This is a genomic window from Telluria beijingensis, assembly GCF_030770395.1.
GTDB lineage: Bacteria > Pseudomonadota > Gammaproteobacteria > Burkholderiales > Burkholderiaceae_D > Telluria > Telluria beijingensis.
The window spans coordinates 3,493,648-3,511,184 of record NZ_CP132480.1 but is presented as its reverse complement, the minus strand read 5'-3'; the positions used below and the strand labels follow the sequence as shown (position 1 = coordinate 3,511,184).

Sequence of the window (17,537 nt, the reverse complement as noted above, 5' to 3'; positions counted from 1 at the left end):
CTTTCATGGTTTGCTCTGTGTTTGTGCAGGTTCGATCAGCATCAGCTGGCCGGTCTTGGGATCGCGGAACACCTCGCCGACGCGGTCGTAGCCGCTACCGTCCTGGGTGACGCCGCTGGCGGGCCGCTCGATCTGGCGGCCCTTCTCCACCGGCTGCGGGGTCTTGAATGCGCCTTGCGCGCCGGCGATCGCCGCGATCAGGCCGCAGGCGAACACCAGCATCACGTCGACCAGGTTGACCAGGCTGGCGCGCGGGTCTTCGTCGCTCTGGTCGAAGCGGGCGTCGAGGTGGCGGTAAAGCCGCAATCGGCCTCGCCCGCTCATGCTTGCGGCTCCATTGCGTCCAGCGTCTCTTCGTACCAGCGGCGGCGCAGCTTGCCGATCACCAGGCCGCCGATGCCCGCCACCAGGCCCAGCACGGTGGCGTCGAAGGCGACGGTCACGGCGCTGGCCAGCTTGGCCGGATCGCCTTCACCCAGCGCCGCCAGGCCCGGTCCGAGCGGGATGATGGTGGCCATCAGGCCCAGCATCGGCGGGATGCGCGCCAGCAGGTCGGCGCGTTCCAGGCGGTGACGGGCAATGCGTTGCACCGCCTCGACATTGCCGCTGTCGCGCAATTTGGCCAGGCCGTGGAAGCGTTCGCCGACGGCGATGCCGGATTCGACCAGCGCGATCGCGCAGCCGATCAGCAGCGCCACCAGGGATGGCGCGAGCAGCCAGCTGACGGCGTCGTGCAGCCACCCATAGGAAATAAAGTCGGAAGAGAGGGTTTCGATCATGGATGACTCCTTGCAGGTTGAGGGATGTGCCGGCCGCGCCACAGGCCGAGCGAGAACAAAGCCAGGCAGGCGGCCAGGATGGCCAGCGCCTGCACGATGCGCAGCGCGGCCGGCTGCGCGGGTTCGGGCTGCTGCTTCAATTCGTAGACGCGCACCGGTTCGGGCGCCGGCGCCGGCGGGGCGGGTTCAGTTGCATCGCCAGCGTCGGGCGCTGCTGATTGCTGCGCCGGCGCAGCGGGAGCGGGATTGGCAGAAACGGTAGGAACGGCCAAGGCCGACGCCGGCAACAGCTCGCCGCGCGCCTTGGCCAGCGTCACGCCAAGCCGCTGCGCGTCCGCGCCATCCAGTTGCGGCGCCAGCCAGCCCCACATCGGGTGGTCCGGCGTCGTGTGGCCGCTGCCCGGCAGGCCATTGGCCGACACCAGGCGCGCGAGTTCGCCGCCCATCCGGCGGATGGTCTCCGGATCGGTCTTCCAGTAGCCCTTCTCGGCCGCCACCATGAACACCGCCAGCATGTGTGCCTTCACGTGTGCGTTATGGCGCTGGCCCAAAAATTCCGGCAGGCCGAGCTTGTGCCGGTCGTCGAAGTACACGGCTTTTACTTCGTCCCAGGCCCAGTTCTTGACCAGGTCGGGACGGGTCACCTGCCAGCCCCACAGGTTCTCGATGAATTCCTGGCCCATGGTGCGCGCGCCGGAATAACCGTTGTCCATCAAGGGCCGCAGCCAGGCCGGGTTCAGGAAGCGTCCGCGCAGCTCGCCCAGCAGCGCGCTGGCGAGTGGCTCGACGTCGGCCTGGCCCGGCCGTGCGTGCTGCAGGATCAGGGCTTCCGGCACGCGCCCGGTGCGGGTCTCGACCGCCAGCGACAGGCCTCCCAGGTAGTCGAAGGCGTCGTTGTTGTCCAGCAGGCCGTACAGGTTGCTGGCGCGGCCGTGGTAGGTGCGGTGGATGCCGTCCAGCGCCACGTCGAAGGCGCGGTGGCGCGACTCGCCCTCGGCATCGAGGCCATAGGCGTGGCCCATGCGGTTGCGGTAGGCACGGCCGATCTCGTCGCGCTCGCGCCAGGCGCCGGAGCGCTCGGTCAGGCGGTTCACGCCGGCGCCATACGCGCCCGGCGCATCGCCGAACACGCGCAGCGCCGCCGCCTGGCCGGCGTCGGCGGCCGGCAGGCCGCCGGCGACCAGCGCGCGCTGGCGGTTCAGCCATTCGCGCGCCACGCGGTTGCCGGTCGGCGCCTCACTGCCCCATACCGCACCTTCGATCGGCGCCAGCGCAGCCTGCAGGGCTGGCCGCAACGAAGGATCCTGCTCGACCAGGTTCTGCGCCGACGCCGCCAGCGCCAGCCGGCCGGCGCGGTCGATCAGGCGGATCAGGTTCGGGTACAGGTCGCGGAACAGGCCGGACGTCGTCACCACCGCGTCGCGCCGCACGGCGCCGGGCGGGAGCTTGACGTCGGTGACGATGCCGCGCGCATTCCACACCGGCTCGGCGCCCATCATGGCCAGCGCGAAGCCGACCATCACGCCTTCGTCGCGCACCGCATCCGAGGCCCACAGGATGATGCCCTCGCTGCCCTCGCTGCCCTCGCCCACCTTGTCGCGTTCCGCGGCCTTGCCCGCCATCTGCAGGCCCAGGCCATAGCCCAGGCGGGTCGGCAGGATGTCGCCGTCGACTGCATGGAAGTTGCGGCCCGTGGGCAGCGCCTCGGGCGAACGCAGCGGATCGTTGCCCTTGCCCGGCTCGATGTAGCGGCCATCCAGGCCCGCCAGCAGCGCCGCCATCTCGCGCCGCGGCGAGTCACGCAGCTTGTGCGCGACTTCCGGGTCGTCGATGCCGCTCTTCTTCATCGAGTCGAGCATCAGGTCGAGCGACTCCTTGTTCCACGGCCGGCCGAACACGTGCAGGCCGTGGGGCATGAACTTCTCTTGCAGCTTGGTCAGATAGTGGCCGATCTCGTGCGCCAGCAGGTCGTCGTCGGCCGCGTCGAAGCCGATGCCGCGCACTTCGAGCACGTCGGACATCGACGCTTCGAGCTCGGCGCGCAGGTTGAGGGCCACGACACGCTCGCGCATCAGCTGCGCGGCCTGGGTCTTGAGCGACTCGGACGACGCGGCCTCGAAGCTCTCGACCAGTTGGCGCAGCGACAGCAGCTCGTCGTACAGCGGCGTGGTGGCCAGCGGCGGCGTCAGGTGGTCGACGATGATGGCCAGGCCGCGGCGCTTGGCCTGCGTGCCTTCGCCGACGCCGTCGACGATGTACGGGTAGATGCCCGGCAGGTCGCTGGCGATCAGGCTCGGATAGTCGTCGCTCGACAGGCCCACCGCCTTGCCGGGCATGAATTCATAGGTCGAGTGGCGGCCCACGTGCACCACGGCGTCGGCCTTGAAGCGGTCGCGGATCCAGTGATAGAAACCCAGGAACTGGTGCGGTGGCGTGATGCTGGTGTTCGCATGCAGCAGTTCCTCGTCCACCTCCCAGCCGCGCGGCGGCTGCGGACCGATGAAGACGTTGCCGAACACCAGGCCCGGCACCAGCAGCTTGCCGCTGTCGACCATCACCTTGCCCGGCGCCGGCCCCCAGCCGCGCATGCCTTCGATGCCGTAGCCGATCAGGCGCCGATACAGAGGCGCCAGCGACTGGCAGGGACGCGGCCTGGCTTCATCGAGGCAGGCCATATAGCCGTCTTCCAGCGCATGCAGGTCGCGCGTGGCCTGTTGGCGCTGCGGATGGTCGACGCCCTCGACCAGGTGCAGCAGCTCCTCGATCACGGTCTCGGCCTGCTTGCGGCCCAGCGCGCGCTCGCCCTTCGCCTCGGCGGTGAGCACGTCGGCGTGCAGGCGGCCCAGCAGGCCATCCTGCATCTCGCCCCGCACCCGCGGCGACAGGGTGGCGAACCAGCGCGCGTAGTCCGCGGCGCTGACGCTGTTGACGGTGCCGGCCAGTTCGCGCAGGGCAGCGCGGTCTTCCGGCAGGTTGACGCCGCGCGCCATGATCATGTCGAGCAGCGCCTCGGGCGTGGCCGGCAAGTCGCCGACGGTATAGCCGGATGCCTTCAATGCGTGCAGCATCTCGAACAGCGAATCCGGCACGTTCAGGTTGTCGGCACCGATGTTCTGGCGGCCCGGCGGGTGGTTGTAGTAGACCATCGCGATCTTCTTGTCCGCATTGGGCTTGGCGCGCAGCGCCAGCCAGCGCGCCACACGGCTGCCCAGGCGGTCGACCTCGGCCGGCAGCACGACGGGCGGGCGATTCTCGATGCCGGTCTGGCGGTCGCGCTGGGCCTGGCCCAGGGCCGCCACCACCATCGGCTGGCCGATGCCCTGCAGCTCGGGCAGGGCCACGCGGTACTGGACCGAATCGGGCGGCAGGCCGTCGGGCGACAACTGCCATTGCACCGCCGTGCGGTCCGATAGCCGGATCGCCTTGAACACCGGGATGTCAAGGCGCTTGAAGGCCTCGCCCACCGCCTCGCGGCCCTCTGCGGCGCCGACCACGAAGTCCTGCAGCACCACCAGCGCGGCCGGCTTGGCCGGCGCGACCAGTTCGGGCAGGCGCTCGAGGGCTTCGCGCGAGGCGCCGCCCCAGCGCGTCAGCAGCTGCACGCAGGGCTGGCCCAGTTCTTCGATGCGGCGGCACAGCGCGGCCGGCACCACACCATCCATGTTTGCCAGGTCGAGCACGACCACGGTGGGCCGGTCGCGCAGGCCGAGCTTCGCTGCATTGCCCCAGGCTTCGGCGTCCTGCAGCTCGCGCTGGCCCGCGCGCAGGCGCAGGGTGGGCTCGGGCTGCGGAGGACCGAGGGGCTTGGCCGGATCGAGCAGATGCCGCATCAGCGCCGTGGTGTTGTCCACGCCGCCCGCCTGCCATACGCGACGCGCGGCCAGCCAGTGGCCGGCCGCAGGATCGGCCTCGGCCGCCTGCAGCGCGGCCGGCGGCGGCGCTTCGCTCGCCAGCTGGCGCAGCAGCTCGGGCGAGAAGCCGGCCAGGCTGCCGTGGCGCGAGCGCGTCATGAGGTTCAGGGTCGCCTCGCCGTTCAGCGCCAGCACCGCGGTGGCCGGCCGGGCGTGGCGCGCCAGCGCATCCTTCATGCGGCGCGCCGGGTCGCCGAACAGCGACACCGCCAGCACGGTGTCGGCGCCGGCGATCCACTGCCCTACCTCGCGCTCGCCGGCGGCCATCAGCTGGGCCGGGGTGCGCAGCAGGATGCGGTCTTGCGGATGACTGGCCAGGTGGCGGTGGGCGGCCTCGATGGCGCCCGGCGCGGCGCGCTCGGTGACCACGGCGAACAGGGTGGCGGCGCCCGCGGGGACGCCGGCGAATGCGCAGGCGAGCACCAGCAAGGTCCGCAGGCGGACTAGCAGAGAAGCGTTCATGTGAACTTCGACCTTTCAGCTGCGCGCCAGGCGCGCACGACTACCGGCAGCCGCAGTCCTTCCACGATGAACGGGGACGTCCACGCGCGCGCCACGCACGCGAAAGAGCACGACGGCAATCGCACGAACGATGAAAGAAGGAACAGCGGACAACCAACAGGCACGCCCTCACCCCGGGACGTACGTATGCATCGTGAAGGGCCGGTCTTCTGGCTCGCCGTCTTCCTTCCCCGGTCCTGCCTTCCCGTGCACGGGGCACAGTGGCGTTCGACCGGGGTCGTCAGGCTTACAGCAGCGGGGGCTGCGCCGGACTGGCGCGCGATGGATATCGCACACGTCACCGGCTTCCCGTTTCACCTCCCTGCAGACGAGCAGGAAGGCACCATTCACTTGATTGGGGGCGATTCTACCGCCAAGTATGTACCGTTGTCACCGCATTATTTTTTCGCGGGAGCGGATACCGTCCATCGAATCTCCATCCAACTGTCACCCGATTGCCATCGATCCGGGTCACAATGCGCTGTTCGACCAGCCTCGCCGCCGCACACCTCATGACCTCTGTTTCGCCTTCGCCTGACTCCGCAATCGCCCCCGGCTCGCCCTGGAAGCTGCGCTACGGCCTGGTCTTCGCCGGCCAGTCGTTGTCGCTGCTCGGCTCCGCGCTGACCCAGTTCGTGCTGCTGTGGTGGATCACCGACACCACCGGCGACATCTCGGCGCTAGCGACGGCCGGCATCGCGGCCCTGCTGCCGCAGGCGGTCCTGAGCCCGCTCGGCGGCACCCTGGCCGACCGCTACAGCCGGCGCCTGCTGATGATCTGCGCCGACCTGGTGAGCGCGCTGTGCATGGTGGCGCTGATCGTGCTGTTCCTGAGCGACAGCGTGGCGCTGTGGCAGGTCTACACGATGCTGGCGGTGCGCAGCGCGATGCAGGCCTTCCAGGCCCCGGCGGCGGGGGCCAGCGTGGCGATGCTGGTGCCGCCCGGCTTTTTGCCGCGCGCGGTGGGCCTGAGCCAGACGGTGCAGGCGCTGATGACGGTCGCCGCGGCGCCGCTCGGCGCGCTGGCGATCAGCGTCCTGCCGATGGGCTGGGCGCTGGGGATCGACGTCGGCACCGCCCTGCTGGGCATCGTGCCGCTGCTGCTGTTCCGCATCCCGCAGCCGCGCGTGGCGGCTGAAGACCGGCAAGGCCTGTGGCGCGAGTTCCGCACCGGGCTGGCAGTGGTCACTTCCAGCCCTGGCCTGCTGCGCCTGTACCTGCTGCTCGGCGCGGTGGTGCTGGTGATCATGCCGGCGTTCACGCTGGTGCCGCTCCTGGTCAAGGAATACTTCGGCGGCGGCGCGCCGCAGGTGGGCTTCATGGAGGCGATGGCCGGCGTCGGCATGATCGCCGGCGGCATGTTCGTGACGGCGCTCGCGCCGCGCCACGGCATGCCGTGGATCCTGCTGGGCTTCGGCGGCTCGTGCGCGGCCCTGGCGCTGACGGCGCTGGTGCCGCCCACGCTGTTCGGGGTGGCGGTGTTCTGGTGGGGCCTGAGCGGCGCGGCCTTCATCGCCGGGAACACGCCGCTGACCACCCTGCTGCAATTGACGATCCCGAACCACCTGCAGGGCCGGGTGCTGTCGCTGCTGAACATGGTGATGGCGCTGGCGGCGCCGGTCGGGCTGGCGCTGGCGTCGCCGCTGGGCGAGGCGCTCGGCATCCGCTGGCTGTTCGTCGCGATCGGCGTGGCCGGCACGCTGGTGAGCCTGAGCGGCTTCCTGTCGCCGGCGCTGCGCAACCTGGATCGGCCCGAAAAATAGGCGGCATGGGCCGATCTCGATGGGAAGGATTTATACTGGCGGGATCCTGCCGTCTTTTCCCATCGAACGCCGTGCCCATGCAGCCTTCCCCCGACCCTTCCGCCCTGCCGCTGCTGCCCACCGTCGGCTCGAACCACGTCGGCATGCGCGAGTTCAACGAGCGGGTGGTGCTGCAGGCGATCCGCGCCCACGGCAGCCTGCCCAAGGCCGAAGTGGCGCGCATCACCAGGCTCAGTACGCAAACGGCGTCGGTAATCATCAACCGCCTGCTGGACGAGAAACTGGTGCTCAAGCGCGAATCGGTGCGCGGCAAGGTGGGCCAGCCATCGCAGCCGATCGCGCTGAATCCGGACGGCGCGTTCTCGATCGGCATCCAGATCGGACGGCGCGCGCTGGACGTGGTGCTGCTCGACTTCACGGGCGCGCTGCGCTGGCAGTCGTCGACGCCCTACGCCAGCCCCGAGGTGGAACAGGTATTCGCCACCATCGACGCCAGGCTGCGCGAGGTGGACGACTTTCTCGGCCCTGAACTCGCGCCGCGCCTGACCGGCATCGGCCTGGCGGCGCCGCTCACGCTGGGCACCTGGCACGGCCTGGAAAGCCTGCTGCCGCAGGATGCCGAAGCCTGGCGCCGCACCGATATGCGGGTGCGCCTGCAGGCCATGACGCCACTGCGCGTGGACTTCGCCAAGGACACGATCGCGGCCAGCGTGGCCGAGCTGGTGGCCGGGCGCGGACGGACACTGAAAAGCTACCTGTACGTGTTCGTCGACGCCCTGGTCGGCGGCGGGCTGGTGATCGATGGCGAACCGCATAGCGGCCAGTTCGGCAATGCTGGTGCGATCGGGTCGATGCCATTGGGCCTGGCCGGCGGCGACGAGCGCGGCGCGGCGCCGCAGCTGCTCGGCGCGGCGTCGTTGGTGCGGCTGGAAGAGATGCATGCGCAGGCCGGGCTGGAACTGCTGGCGTTCAGCGACGAACGCATGCTGGCCGCGCCGTATGAAGCCGTGACCCGGCAGTGGATCACGGAAGCGGCCAATGCGATTACCTTCGGCGTTACTGGCGCGGCCTGCCTGCTCGACCTGGATGGCGTGATCGTCGATGGCGCCGTCAGCCGCGCCTTGCTCGCGCAGCTGATCGAGGCGATGCAGGAAAACATGACGCGCTATAGCTGGCAGGGCACACAGCGGCCGCTGCTCATGGCCGGCACCACGGGCGCGGCGGCCAAGGTGGTTGGCGCCGCCTACCTGCCGCTGCATGCCAGTTTCGCGCCGGCGCACAGCCTGGTGCTGAAACAGGACCGGCGCTAGGCCTCTATTGCCGGCGAACGGCGCGCTGAGGCGTGCGCTGTGCCTATCCGCCTTGGAGTAGCGTATCCGCTCTACTGGCACCCAGGCGAGAGGCAATCATGTTGACGAATATGGATGCAATCGCAACAGTCGGCGTACGCGACATTGCTGCGGCGAAGGAGTTCTACGAGAACGTGTTGGGCTTATCCCCGGTCGATATTGGGGAAGACATGCCCGAAGTACTGATTTACCGCAGCGGCAATACCCGTGTCATGGTCTACCAGTCGGAATACGCTGGCACCAATCGCGCCACGGCCATCACCTGGGATGTCGGCGACCAGTTCAGTGAGATCGTCGCCGCGCTGCAGGCCAAGGGCGCCCGCTTCGAGCACTACGATATGGACGGCATGCGGCGCGAAGGCGATGTCCATATTGCCGACAAGATGAAGATCGTCTGGCTGAAGGATCCGGACGGAAATATTCTGAATATCAATGGCACGTAAGCGCCCCCTGACACGACGATCTGCAAATAAAAAAGCCGAGGAAGCGATCCTCGGCTTTTTATCGATTACCCGCCTTATCAGAATGGAATATCGTCATCCATATCCGAGAAGTTCGGCGCCGGTTTCGGCTGCGGACGCGCGGCTGGGGCCGGTGGCGCCTGACGTGGCGCCGGACGTTGCGGGGCCGAATAGTCGTCGTCCATGCCGCCGCCCATGCCGCCACCCATGCTGTCGCCGCCGCCCATGCCCTGGCGACCGCCCAGCATTTGCATGTTCTCAGCGATGATGTCGGTGGCGTAGCGCTCGATGCCGTCCTTGTCGGTGTACTTGCGGGTCTGCAGGCGGCCTTCGACGTAGACCGACGAACCTTTCTTGAGGTACTGGCCGACGATTTCGGCCAGGCGGCCGAAGAAGGAAATGCGGTGCCACTCGGTCAGCTCTTTCTGCTCGCCGGTGTTGCGGTCTTTCGATTTATACGAGGTAGCGACCGCGATGTTCGCGATAGCGTCGCCGCTCGGCATGTAGCGAATTTCTGGATCGCGGCCGAGGTTGCCGACGATGATGACCTTGTTGACTGATGCCATGATGTTACTCCTGCTGGGTATGGTAAGCCCTGACTCTGCATGGTTCTAGTCGTCAGGGAACGGTGTGTTGCAGCTGACTATTATGCGGGGCAGCACCCGGTTTCAGCAATCCTTTTTGTTGGCTGGCGTCAGTCCAGGCATAGCATCGAATCGGCTGCTTCGTTGTCGATTAAGTTAGACAAATAACCGCCCTGAAAATTATTTTCCAGTTCTGAACGCTTTGTCATTGAAGCGCCAAAGGATTGGCCCACATAGCATAGACCCGGCTGCCAGGTGCTTGCCAAAGTGGTATGCCAAGTTGGCACCCTTGGTACAGCAACTACTGGATAAATGTACAGCCGAAACAAAAACGCGCTACACTTACGGGTTCTCCCCGATTGGCCCGCCTAACGCGACGTTGGCGTATGCGGCCCCGCAAAAACTGATAGAAAGTCTGCCGAACTTAATGGAAGAAATTCGCATTCGTGGTGCCCGCACGCACAATCTGAAGAACATCAATCTCGACCTGCCGCGCAACAAGCTGATCGTCATCACCGGCCTGTCGGGTTCGGGCAAATCCTCGCTCGCCTTCGACACCCTGTATGCCGAAGGCCAGCGCCGCTACGTCGAATCGCTGTCGGCCTACGCGCGCCAGTTCCTGCAGCTGATGGAAAAGCCCGACGTCGACCTGATCGAAGGCCTGTCGCCAGCGATCTCGATCGAGCAGAAGGCGACCTCGCACAACCCGCGCTCGACCGTCGGCACCGTCACCGAGATCCACGACTACCTGCGTCTGCTGTACGCGCGCGTCGGCACGCCGTATTGCCCGCAACACCCGCATGAGCCGCTGTCGGCCCAGACCGTGTCGCAGATGGTCGATGCGGTGCTGTCCATGCCCGAAGGCACCAAGCTGATGATCCTGGCGCCGGTCGTGGCCGGCCGCAAGGGCGAACACGGCGACCTGTTCCAGGCCATGCAGGCCCAGGGCTTCGTGCGCTTCCGCGTGGCCAGCGGCGTCAACGCGGCCAAGATTGTCGAGATCGACGAACTGCCCAAGCTCAAGAAGACCGAGAAGCACAGCATCGACGTCGTGATCGACCGGGTCAAAGTGAACCCGGACATCAAGCAGCGCCTGGCCGAAAGCTTCGAGACCGCGCTGCGCCTGGCCGATGGCCGCGCCGTGGCCTACGAGATGGACACCGAGAAGGAAACCGTCTTCTCGAACAAGTTCGCGTGCAATGTGTGCGGTTACTCGCTGCAAGAGCTGGAACCGCGCCTGTTCTCGTTCAACAACCCGATGGGCGCCTGCCAGGAATGCGATGGCCTGGGCCATATCGAATTCTTCGATCCGAAGCGGATCGTGGCCTTCCCCCACCTGTCGCTGGCGTCCGGCGCCGTCAAGGGCTGGGACCGCCGCAACCAGTTCTACTTCCAGATGCTGCAGAGCCTGGCAGCGCACTACGATTTCGACCTCGACAAGCCTTTCGAGCAATTGCCGAAAACGTCGCAGGAAGCCGTGCTCTATGGCTCGGGCAAGACCGCGATCCCGTTCAGCTATGTGAACGAGCGCGGCCGCACCGTGATCCGCGAGCATACCTTCGAAGGCGTGGTCAACAATCTGCAGCGGCGCTACCGCGAGACCGATTCGATGGCGGTCAAGGAAGAACTGGCCAAGTTCATCAACGAGAAGAAATGCCCGGCGTGCGAAGGCGCGCGCCTGCGCACCGAAGCGCGTTATGTGAAGATCGGCCAGGGCGTCCAGCAGCGCGCGATCTATGAAGTGTCGGATCGCCCGCTGCGCGAAACCCTGAACTTCTTCGAGACCCTGGAGCTGACTGGGGCCAAGAAGGACATCGCCGAGCGCGTGATCAAGGAAATTATTTCGCGTCTCAAGTTCCTGAACAACGTCGGCCTGGATTACCTGTCGCTCGACCGCAGCGCGGATACCCTGTCCGGCGGCGAAGCCCAACGTATCCGCCTGGCCTCGCAGATCGGTTCGGGCCTGACCGGCGTCATGTACGTGCTCGATGAACCGTCGATCGGCCTGCACCAGCGCGACAACGATCGCCTGATCGCGACCCTGAAGCATTTGCGCGACATCGGCAATAGCGTGCTGGTGGTCGAGCACGATGAAGACGCGATCCGTACCGCCGACTACATCGTCGACATGGGTCCGGGCGCGGGTGTGCATGGCGGCCAGATCATTGCCGAAGGCACGCTCGAGCAGATCATGAACAACGAGCATTCGGTGACCGCCCAATACCTGGACGGCCGGCGCAAGATCGAGGTGCCGAAGAAGCGTACCAAGTCCGATCCGGCGCGCCAGCTGGTAATCACGGGCGCCAAGGGCAACAACCTGAAAGATGTGACCCTGACCTTGCCGGTGGGCCTGATGACGTGCGTGACTGGCGTGTCGGGTTCGGGTAAATCGACGCTGATCAACGACACGCTGTATCCGGCGCTGTCGCGCCACCTGTACGGTTCGCAGACCGAGCCGGCCGAGCATACTTCGATCCACGGCCTGGAACACTTCGACAAGGTGATCTCGGTCGACCAGGCGCCGATCGGCCGCACGCCGCGTTCGAACCCGGCGACCTATACCGGCCTGTTCACGCCGATCCGCGACCTGTTCGCGACCGTGCCGACCGCGAAGGAACGCGGCTACAGTGCCGGCCGCTTCTCGTTCAACGTCAAGGGCGGCCGCTGCGAAGCCTGCCAGGGCGATGGCGTGATCAAGGTCGAGATGCACTTCCTGCCGGACGTGTACGTGCCGTGCGACGTCTGCCATGGCAAGCGCTACAACCGCGAAACGCTGGAAGTGCAGTACAAGGGCAAGAGCATCACCGAAGTGCTGGACATGACGGTCGAGGATGCGCATGAGTTCTTCAAACCGGTGCCGGTCATCGCGCGTAAACTCCAGACCCTGCTGGACGTGGGCCTCGGTTACATCAAGCTGGGACAGAGCGCGACCACCCTGTCGGGCGGCGAGGCCCAGCGTGTGAAATTGTCGCTCGAGCTGTCCAAGCGCGACACCGGACGCACGCTGTACATCCTCGATGAACCGACCACCGGCCTGCACTTTGCCGACATCGACCTGCTGCTGAAGGTGATCCACCGCCTGCGCGACCAGGGCAATACGCTCGCCATCATCGAGCACAACCTGGACGTGATCAAGACCGCGGACTGGATCGTCGACCTGGGACCGGAAGGCGGCGCGGGCGGCGGCATGATCGTGGCGTCGGGTACGCCAGAGCAAGTGGCCAAGGTCAAGGATAGCCCGACGGGCAAGTACCTGAAGCCTTTGTTGAAGGGTTGAGCCTGAAACTCCCACCTGTCTAACGGGTCGGTTGCGTATGCACGTCGTTCTCGCGCAGGCGAGAACCCAAGTTTTGCAGGCGTAGCGGTAGCTTTAATCGTAGGCGCAACGCTGACAAACTTAGGTTCCCGCCTGCGCGGGAACGACGTTTTTCCGCAGCGGGCCACAAGTAATGTGCGAGCGCAGCGGCCCGAATAAAACAGGGGCAACGCCACCGGCGTTGCCCCTGTTCTTTTTTATAAGGCCGTCTTGATGACGGCTCTCTCCCCCACTCCGGGCCGGCCTGTCAGGCGGCCAGTTGTTTTTCCAGCCTGTCGCGCGTCGCCACCAGCTCTTGCGGCAGGTGGTAAGCCAGTTTCTCGAACAGCTCGGTGTGCAGCTTGAGTTCTTCGCGCCACGCATCCTTGTCGATCGAGGTGATCTGGTTGAATTGCTGCTCGCTGAACTCCACGCCTTCCCAGTTCAGGTCGGCATAGTTCGGCGTGGTGCCGAACAGGTGTTCCACGCCGCCGGTCGCCCCATTCGAACGGTCCAGGATCCACTTCAGCACGCGCATATTGTCGCCGTAGCCCGGCCACACGAAGCTGCCCTTGTCGTCGGTGCGGAACCAGTTGACGCAGAAGATCTTCGGCAGCACGGCCGGATCGATCGCGGCCACTTTCTTGCCCAGGTCGAGCCAGTGCTGGAAGTAGTCGCTCATGTTGTAGCCGATGAACGGCAGCATCGCGAACGGATCGCGGCGCACCACGCCCATCTGGCCGGCGGCGGCGGCGGTGGTTTCGGAACCCATGGCGGCCGCCATGTAGACGCCTTCGACCCAGTCGCGCGCCTCGGTCACCAGCGGCACCGTGGTCGAGCGGCGGCCACCGAAAATGAAGGCCGAGATCGGCACGCCGGCCGGGTCGTCCCAGGCCTGGTCGATCACCGGGTTCTGGGTGGCGGCCACGGTGAAGCGCGCGTTCGGATGGGCCGCCTTGGTGCCGGAGGCCGGGGTCCAGTCCTTGCCCTGCCAGTCGATCAGGTGCGCCGGCGCTTCTTTCGTCATGCCTTCCCACCACACGTCGCCGTCGTCGGTCAGCGCCACATTGGTGAAGATCACGTTCTCGCGCAGCGAGGCCATGCAGTTCGGATTGGTCTTTTCATTGGTGCCCGGGGCGACGCCGAAATAGCCGGCTTCCGGGTTGATCGCGACCAGCTTGCCGTCGGCGCCCGGCTTGATCCAGGCGATGTCGTCGCCGATGGTGGTCACCTTCCAGCCATCGAAGGCCTTGGGAGGAATCAGCATCGCGAAGTTGGTCTTGCCGCAGGCCGAAGGGAAAGCCGCCGCGACGTACTGCTTGTCGCCTTGCGGCGATTCGACGCCCAGGATCAGCATGTGCTCGGCCAGCCAGCCGGTGCCGCCCTGCTGCGCCTCTTGGTAACCCATGTTCGAAGCGATGCGCAGCGCGAAGCATTTCTTGCCCAGCAGCGCGTTGCCGCCGTAGCCCGAACCGAAGGACCAGATCTCGCGGGTTTCAGGATAGTGCACGATGTACTTGGTCGCATTGCATGGCCAGGCCACGTCTTGCTGGCCGGTGGCCAGCGGCGCGCCCACCGAGTGCACGCAGGGAACGAAATCACCCTCGCTGCCCAGCACGTCGTAGACGGCCTTGCCCATGCGCGTCATGATGCGCATGTTCACCGCCACATAAGGCGAATCGGACAGTTCCACACCGATATGGGCGATCGGCGAGCCCAGTGGGCCCATCGAGAACGGCACCACGTACAGGGTACGGCCGGCCATGCAGCCATCGAACAGGCCGTGCAGGGTGCGGCGCATCTCGGCCGGCTCCATCCAGTTATTGGTCGGGCCGGCCTGCTCCTTGGTGGTCGAGCAGATGAAAGTGCGGTCTTCGACGCGCGCCACGTCCGACGGATCGGACCAGGCCAGGTAGGAGTTCGGACGCTTGGCCGGATTGAGCTTCTTCATCGTGCCCGCTTCGACCATCTGTGCGCACAGGCGGTCGTACTCTTCTTCCGAGCCGTCGCACCAGTAGATGCTGTCAGGCTTGGTCAGGGCGGCAATTTCTGCCACCCAATTGATGAGCTTTTGGTGTTTGATGTAAGCTGGAACGTTCAGTGCGGCGACGCCGCCCATCACGGGCTGGTTCATGGGGGATACCTCCAAATGCCAATTAAGAATTCGGGTGGATCGCTGGTCTGGATCGTCGGTTGGCCGGGGCGCCCTGCGGTCGGGATCGACGGTGGGCAAGCGGTATGGCGTCAGGATCGCGATGGATCAGCGGTCGGGTCGGCAGCCTCTGGCAAGGCTGATCGGTGCGACTCATGAGCACCGTTGGATACGTGTCATTCCCTTAAGTTCTGCGCCGATTGTACACCCGTAAAACCGCATTTCGGGCTCTTCTATTACAAAAAAGTAGGAGAAATACCCTAGTAATGTAGTAGGCTATTTGGGCATCTGCCCTATCGTGTTATTTGTTTACGTTTAATTGATATAACTGTGACAACACCGATGAAAATCGCGATTCTTGACGATTATCAGGACGCCGTGCGCAGTCTTGACTGCTTCCGACTGCTCGACGGCCATGAGGTCAAGGTCTTCCAGAATTCCACCCGTGGACTCGGCCAGTTGGCGATTCGCCTGGCGCCATTCGACGCCCTGGTGCTGATCCGCGAACGCACCGCCTTTCCCGCCAGTTTATTGGGCAAGCTGCCGAACCTGAAGCTGATTTCGCAGACGGGCAAGGTCAGCGGCCATATCGACGTGGCCGCCGCGACCGGACACGGCATCGCCATTGCCGAGGGCGTCGGCTCGCCGATTGCGCCGGCCGAGCTGACCTGGGCCCTGATCATGGCGGCCAGCCGCAAGATCGTGCCCTATGCAAATAATCTGAAAGATGGCTTGTGGCAGACGGCGTCGGTCAATCCCGTGCTGAACGGTGTCGGACGGGTCTTGCACGGTCGTACCCTTGCCCTCTGGAGCTACGGCAAGATCGGCAAGCTGGTGGCCGGCTATGCGCGCGCCTTCGGGATGCGTGTACTGGTCTGGGGCAGCGAGGCCAGCCGCGCGGCAGCGATTGCCGACGGCTTCGAGGCGGCGTCCTCGCGCGACGCGCTGTTCGAACAGGCCGACGTGTTGAGCCTGCACCTGCGGCTGGCCGAATCGACGCGCGGCATCGTCACCGCCAGCGACCTGGCGCGCATGAAGCCGGACGCGCTCTTCGTCAACACCAGCCGCGCCGAACTGGTGGCGGAGGGCGCGCTCGAGCAAGCCTTGAAACAAGGTCGCCCCGGCACCGCGGCGCTGGACGTGTTCACCAGCGAACCCCTGGCCCAGGATGCGCCCCTGCTGCGCATCCCGACCGTGCTGGCGACCCCGCACCTGGGCTATGTCGAAAAAGACAGCTACAAAATTTATTTCCAGGCGGCGTTCGCGAACATCGTGAAGTTCGCGCAAGGCGAACCGAGCAATATCCTCAATCCGGAAGCGCTGGGCAAGCGCTGAACGATTTCAGCGCAGCTCGGGCTCGCCCGTGAGATTGACCTTTGGCGCCGGCATCACATGGGTGCCGGTCCAGAGCCCGGCCCAGCCCGGCGGCCAGCCGATGTCGCGGCCCGTATAAGGCTTGAGGCCGGCGCGCACCGGCACGATCGGCACCGGCGGCGCTTCGACCAGGCCGCCGCCCGCGGGACGTTCCATATTGAGGCTGTACATATAGCCCGGCAGCAGCAGCTCGCAGGCTTGCGCGAACCAGGCGGTATGGTCTTCGTCGCGGCCCAGCGCCTGCGCCAATCCCTGCGGATCGAATTTCGCCAGCGCGTGGATCAGTTCATCGGTAGTAGCGCCGGGCACGTCGCCCCAGCCCATCACGGGATTGTTGTTGTAGTCGGCGCCCGAGCCATACCAGCCTTCGCGCCAGGTGCGCTGCATCCAGTTGCGCGGCCCGGTGAACAGATGCCAGCGCCAGTGCAGGCCGGACGGCTTGGGCCACGAATACAGGTACAGCTTCTGGTAGCCGGCCTCGTGCAATGCACGGACCACGGCCATCAGGCGCGCATGCGGCATGCGGTCTGGCGGCGCGCGCCGGAACAGGATCGGTTCGCCGTCGGCATGCTGCACTTCGTCGCTCGACAGGTTCAGGTCGAGCGCGCGCGCCTCGTCGTTGAAACGCGCCGAGATCCAGCCGGTGAGCAGGTTGACGTGGGTGATCACGCCATAGCCGCGATGACGGTGGAAGATGACGGTGCCGGGTGCGACTGCTTTCATGGTCAGGGGAAAAGAGAGGGAAGGAAAACGATCGGTGTACTCATCCAATCCGGACGATTCTAGCGCTTCAGGGTCGGATACACTACCGTTTGCGGCTATCATGACGCACCTTTTTTCTGCGAGTGGATAAACCAACATGACTTTGCGACTCATCGCCACCGGTGGCACTTTCGACAAGCATTACAATGAATTGAACGGCGTGCTTGGCTTTGCTGAAAGCCATTTGCCAGAGGTGATCAAGCGCAGCCGCATGACGGTGCCGGTCGCGCTCGACGTGCTGCCGCTGCTCGATTCGCTCGACATGCAGGACGCCGACCGCGAGCGCGTGCTGGCCACCTGCAAGGCCGCCAGCGAGAAGGCGATCGTGATCGTCCACGGCACCGACACCATGCGCGAGACGGCCGCCGTCCTCGGCGCCGCCAAGCTCGACCAGACCATCGTGCTGACCGGCGCCATGATCCCGTATTCCATTACCAACTCGGACGCGCTGTTCAACCTGGGCTTTGCCTGCGGCGTGGCGCAGGCCTTGCCGGCCGGCGTCTACGTCGCCATGAATGGCCAGGTTTTCCCATGGGATAACGTGACCAAGAACCGCAGCGAAGGCGTGTTCCAGCAGCTGTAAGCGATAGTTCCACGGTCCTTTTG

The 17,537-nt window shown here is 65.8% G+C and carries 12 protein-coding genes and 1 riboswitch; of the genes, 6 read left to right on the top strand and 6 right to left on the bottom strand.

Features of this window, described 5'->3' with window-relative positions; all coding sequences use genetic code 11:
- Positions 1 to 3 precede the first annotated feature (3 nt).
- From Q9246_RS15505 to Q9246_RS15495, 3 genes are read right to left on the bottom strand one after another with little or no spacing between them, the layout of a single operon-like run.
- Positions 4 to 324, bottom strand: a complete 321-nt coding sequence (locus tag Q9246_RS15505) for a hypothetical protein (protein ID WP_306391513.1) — start codon at positions 322 to 324, stop codon at positions 4 to 6.
- Entirely contained in the window at positions 321 to 779 is a 459-nt protein-coding gene (locus tag Q9246_RS15500) for a MotA/TolQ/ExbB proton channel family protein (protein WP_306391512.1), read from the bottom strand. Before Q9246_RS15500 ends, Q9246_RS15505 begins: the two co-directional genes overlap by 4 nt.
- Positions 776 to 5,152 carry a cobaltochelatase subunit CobN gene (locus Q9246_RS15495; RefSeq protein ID WP_306391511.1) on the bottom strand — a complete coding sequence of 1,459 codons (4,377 nt, stop codon included), beginning with the start codon at positions 5,150 to 5,152 and terminating at the stop codon, positions 776 to 778. The genes Q9246_RS15500 and Q9246_RS15495 overlap by 4 nt, the downstream gene beginning before the upstream one ends.
- Positions 5,153 to 5,334: 182 nt before the next feature.
- A riboswitch (cobalamin riboswitch) is annotated at positions 5,335 to 5,554 on the bottom strand.
- Positions 5,555 to 5,703: 149 nt separating this feature from the next.
- Between Q9246_RS15495 and Q9246_RS15490 the strand changes: the two genes are divergently transcribed.
- From Q9246_RS15490 to Q9246_RS15480, 3 genes are all read left to right on the top strand, one after another.
- The gene (locus Q9246_RS15490; protein ID WP_306391510.1) at positions 5,704 to 6,954 is read left to right on the top strand and encodes an MFS transporter; all 1,251 of its coding nucleotides are present in this window, start codon (positions 5,704 to 5,706) and stop codon (positions 6,952 to 6,954) included.
- 77 nt (positions 6,955 to 7,031) lie between these two features.
- On the top strand, positions 7,032 to 8,264 hold the full coding sequence (locus tag Q9246_RS15485; RefSeq protein ID WP_306391509.1) for an ROK family transcriptional regulator: 1,233 nt from the start codon (positions 7,032 to 7,034) through the stop codon (positions 8,262 to 8,264).
- A gap of 98 nt (positions 8,265 to 8,362) precedes the next feature.
- Positions 8,363 to 8,746: a VOC family protein gene (locus Q9246_RS15480; RefSeq protein WP_306391508.1), complete on the top strand. Its 384-nt coding sequence runs from the start codon at positions 8,363 to 8,365 to the stop codon at positions 8,744 to 8,746.
- Between the two features lie 77 nt (positions 8,747 to 8,823).
- On the opposite strand, the gene ssb is transcribed toward Q9246_RS15480, so the two are convergent.
- Positions 8,824 to 9,330 carry a single-stranded DNA-binding protein gene (gene ssb, locus Q9246_RS15475; protein ID WP_137171508.1) on the bottom strand — a complete coding sequence of 169 codons (507 nt, stop codon included), beginning with the start codon at positions 9,328 to 9,330 and terminating at the stop codon, positions 8,824 to 8,826.
- A gap of 445 nt (positions 9,331 to 9,775) precedes the next feature.
- Between ssb and uvrA the strand changes: the two genes are divergently transcribed.
- Positions 9,776 to 12,625 carry an excinuclease ABC subunit UvrA gene (gene uvrA / locus Q9246_RS15470; RefSeq protein ID WP_306391507.1) on the top strand — a complete coding sequence of 950 codons (2,850 nt, stop codon included), beginning with the start codon at positions 9,776 to 9,778 and terminating at the stop codon, positions 12,623 to 12,625.
- Between the two features lie 286 nt (positions 12,626 to 12,911).
- On the opposite strand, the gene Q9246_RS15465 is transcribed toward uvrA, so the two are convergent.
- Positions 12,912 to 14,777 (bottom strand): phosphoenolpyruvate carboxykinase (GTP), encoded by a 1,866-nt coding sequence (locus Q9246_RS15465; RefSeq protein ID WP_306391506.1) that lies wholly within the window; start codon positions 14,775 to 14,777, stop codon positions 12,912 to 12,914.
- Positions 14,778 to 15,137: 360 nt separating this feature from the next.
- On the opposite strand from Q9246_RS15465, the gene Q9246_RS15460 reads away from it, so the two are divergent.
- The gene (locus Q9246_RS15460; protein WP_306391505.1) at positions 15,138 to 16,130 is read left to right on the top strand and encodes a D-2-hydroxyacid dehydrogenase family protein; all 993 of its coding nucleotides are present in this window, start codon (positions 15,138 to 15,140) and stop codon (positions 16,128 to 16,130) included.
- 6 nt (positions 16,131 to 16,136) lie between these two features.
- On the opposite strand, the gene Q9246_RS15455 is transcribed toward Q9246_RS15460, so the two are convergent.
- Complete coding sequence (locus tag Q9246_RS15455; protein ID WP_306391502.1) at positions 16,137 to 16,892, bottom strand: L-asparaginase; 756 nt, start codon at positions 16,890 to 16,892, stop codon at positions 16,137 to 16,139.
- 136 nt (positions 16,893 to 17,028) lie between these two features.
- On the opposite strand from Q9246_RS15455, the gene Q9246_RS15450 reads away from it, so the two are divergent.
- The gene (locus Q9246_RS15450) at positions 17,029 to 17,514 is read left to right on the top strand and encodes an asparaginase domain-containing protein (protein ID WP_306391500.1); all 486 of its coding nucleotides are present in this window, start codon (positions 17,029 to 17,031) and stop codon (positions 17,512 to 17,514) included.
- Positions 17,515 to 17,537: the final 23 nt, after the last annotated feature.

Coding starts and splice junctions, on each gene's coding strand:
- Q9246_RS15505 (WP_306391513.1), bottom strand. CDS start 324: ATGAGCGGGCGAGGCCGATTGCGGCTTTACCGCCACCTCGACGCCCGC.
- Q9246_RS15500 (WP_306391512.1), bottom strand. CDS start 779: ATGATCGAAACCCTCTCTTCCGACTTTATTTCCTATGGGTGGCTGCAC.
- Q9246_RS15495 (WP_306391511.1), bottom strand. CDS start 5,152: ATGAACGCTTCTCTGCTAGTCCGCCTGCGGACCTTGCTGGTGCTCGCC.
- Q9246_RS15490 (WP_306391510.1), top strand. CDS start 5,704: ATGACCTCTGTTTCGCCTTCGCCTGACTCCGCAATCGCCCCCGGCTCG.
- Q9246_RS15485 (WP_306391509.1), top strand. CDS start 7,032: ATGCAGCCTTCCCCCGACCCTTCCGCCCTGCCGCTGCTGCCCACCGTC.
- Q9246_RS15480 (WP_306391508.1), top strand. CDS start 8,363: ATGTTGACGAATATGGATGCAATCGCAACAGTCGGCGTACGCGACATT.
- ssb (WP_137171508.1), bottom strand. CDS start 9,330: ATGGCATCAGTCAACAAGGTCATCATCGTCGGCAACCTCGGCCGCGAT.
- uvrA (WP_306391507.1), top strand. CDS start 9,776: ATGGAAGAAATTCGCATTCGTGGTGCCCGCACGCACAATCTGAAGAAC.
- Q9246_RS15465 (WP_306391506.1), bottom strand. CDS start 14,777: ATGAACCAGCCCGTGATGGGCGGCGTCGCCGCACTGAACGTTCCAGCT.
- Q9246_RS15460 (WP_306391505.1), top strand. CDS start 15,138: ATGAAAATCGCGATTCTTGACGATTATCAGGACGCCGTGCGCAGTCTT.
- Q9246_RS15455 (WP_306391502.1), bottom strand. CDS start 16,892: ATGAAAGCAGTCGCACCCGGCACCGTCATCTTCCACCGTCATCGCGGC.
- Q9246_RS15450 (WP_306391500.1), top strand. CDS start 17,029: ATGACTTTGCGACTCATCGCCACCGGTGGCACTTTCGACAAGCATTAC.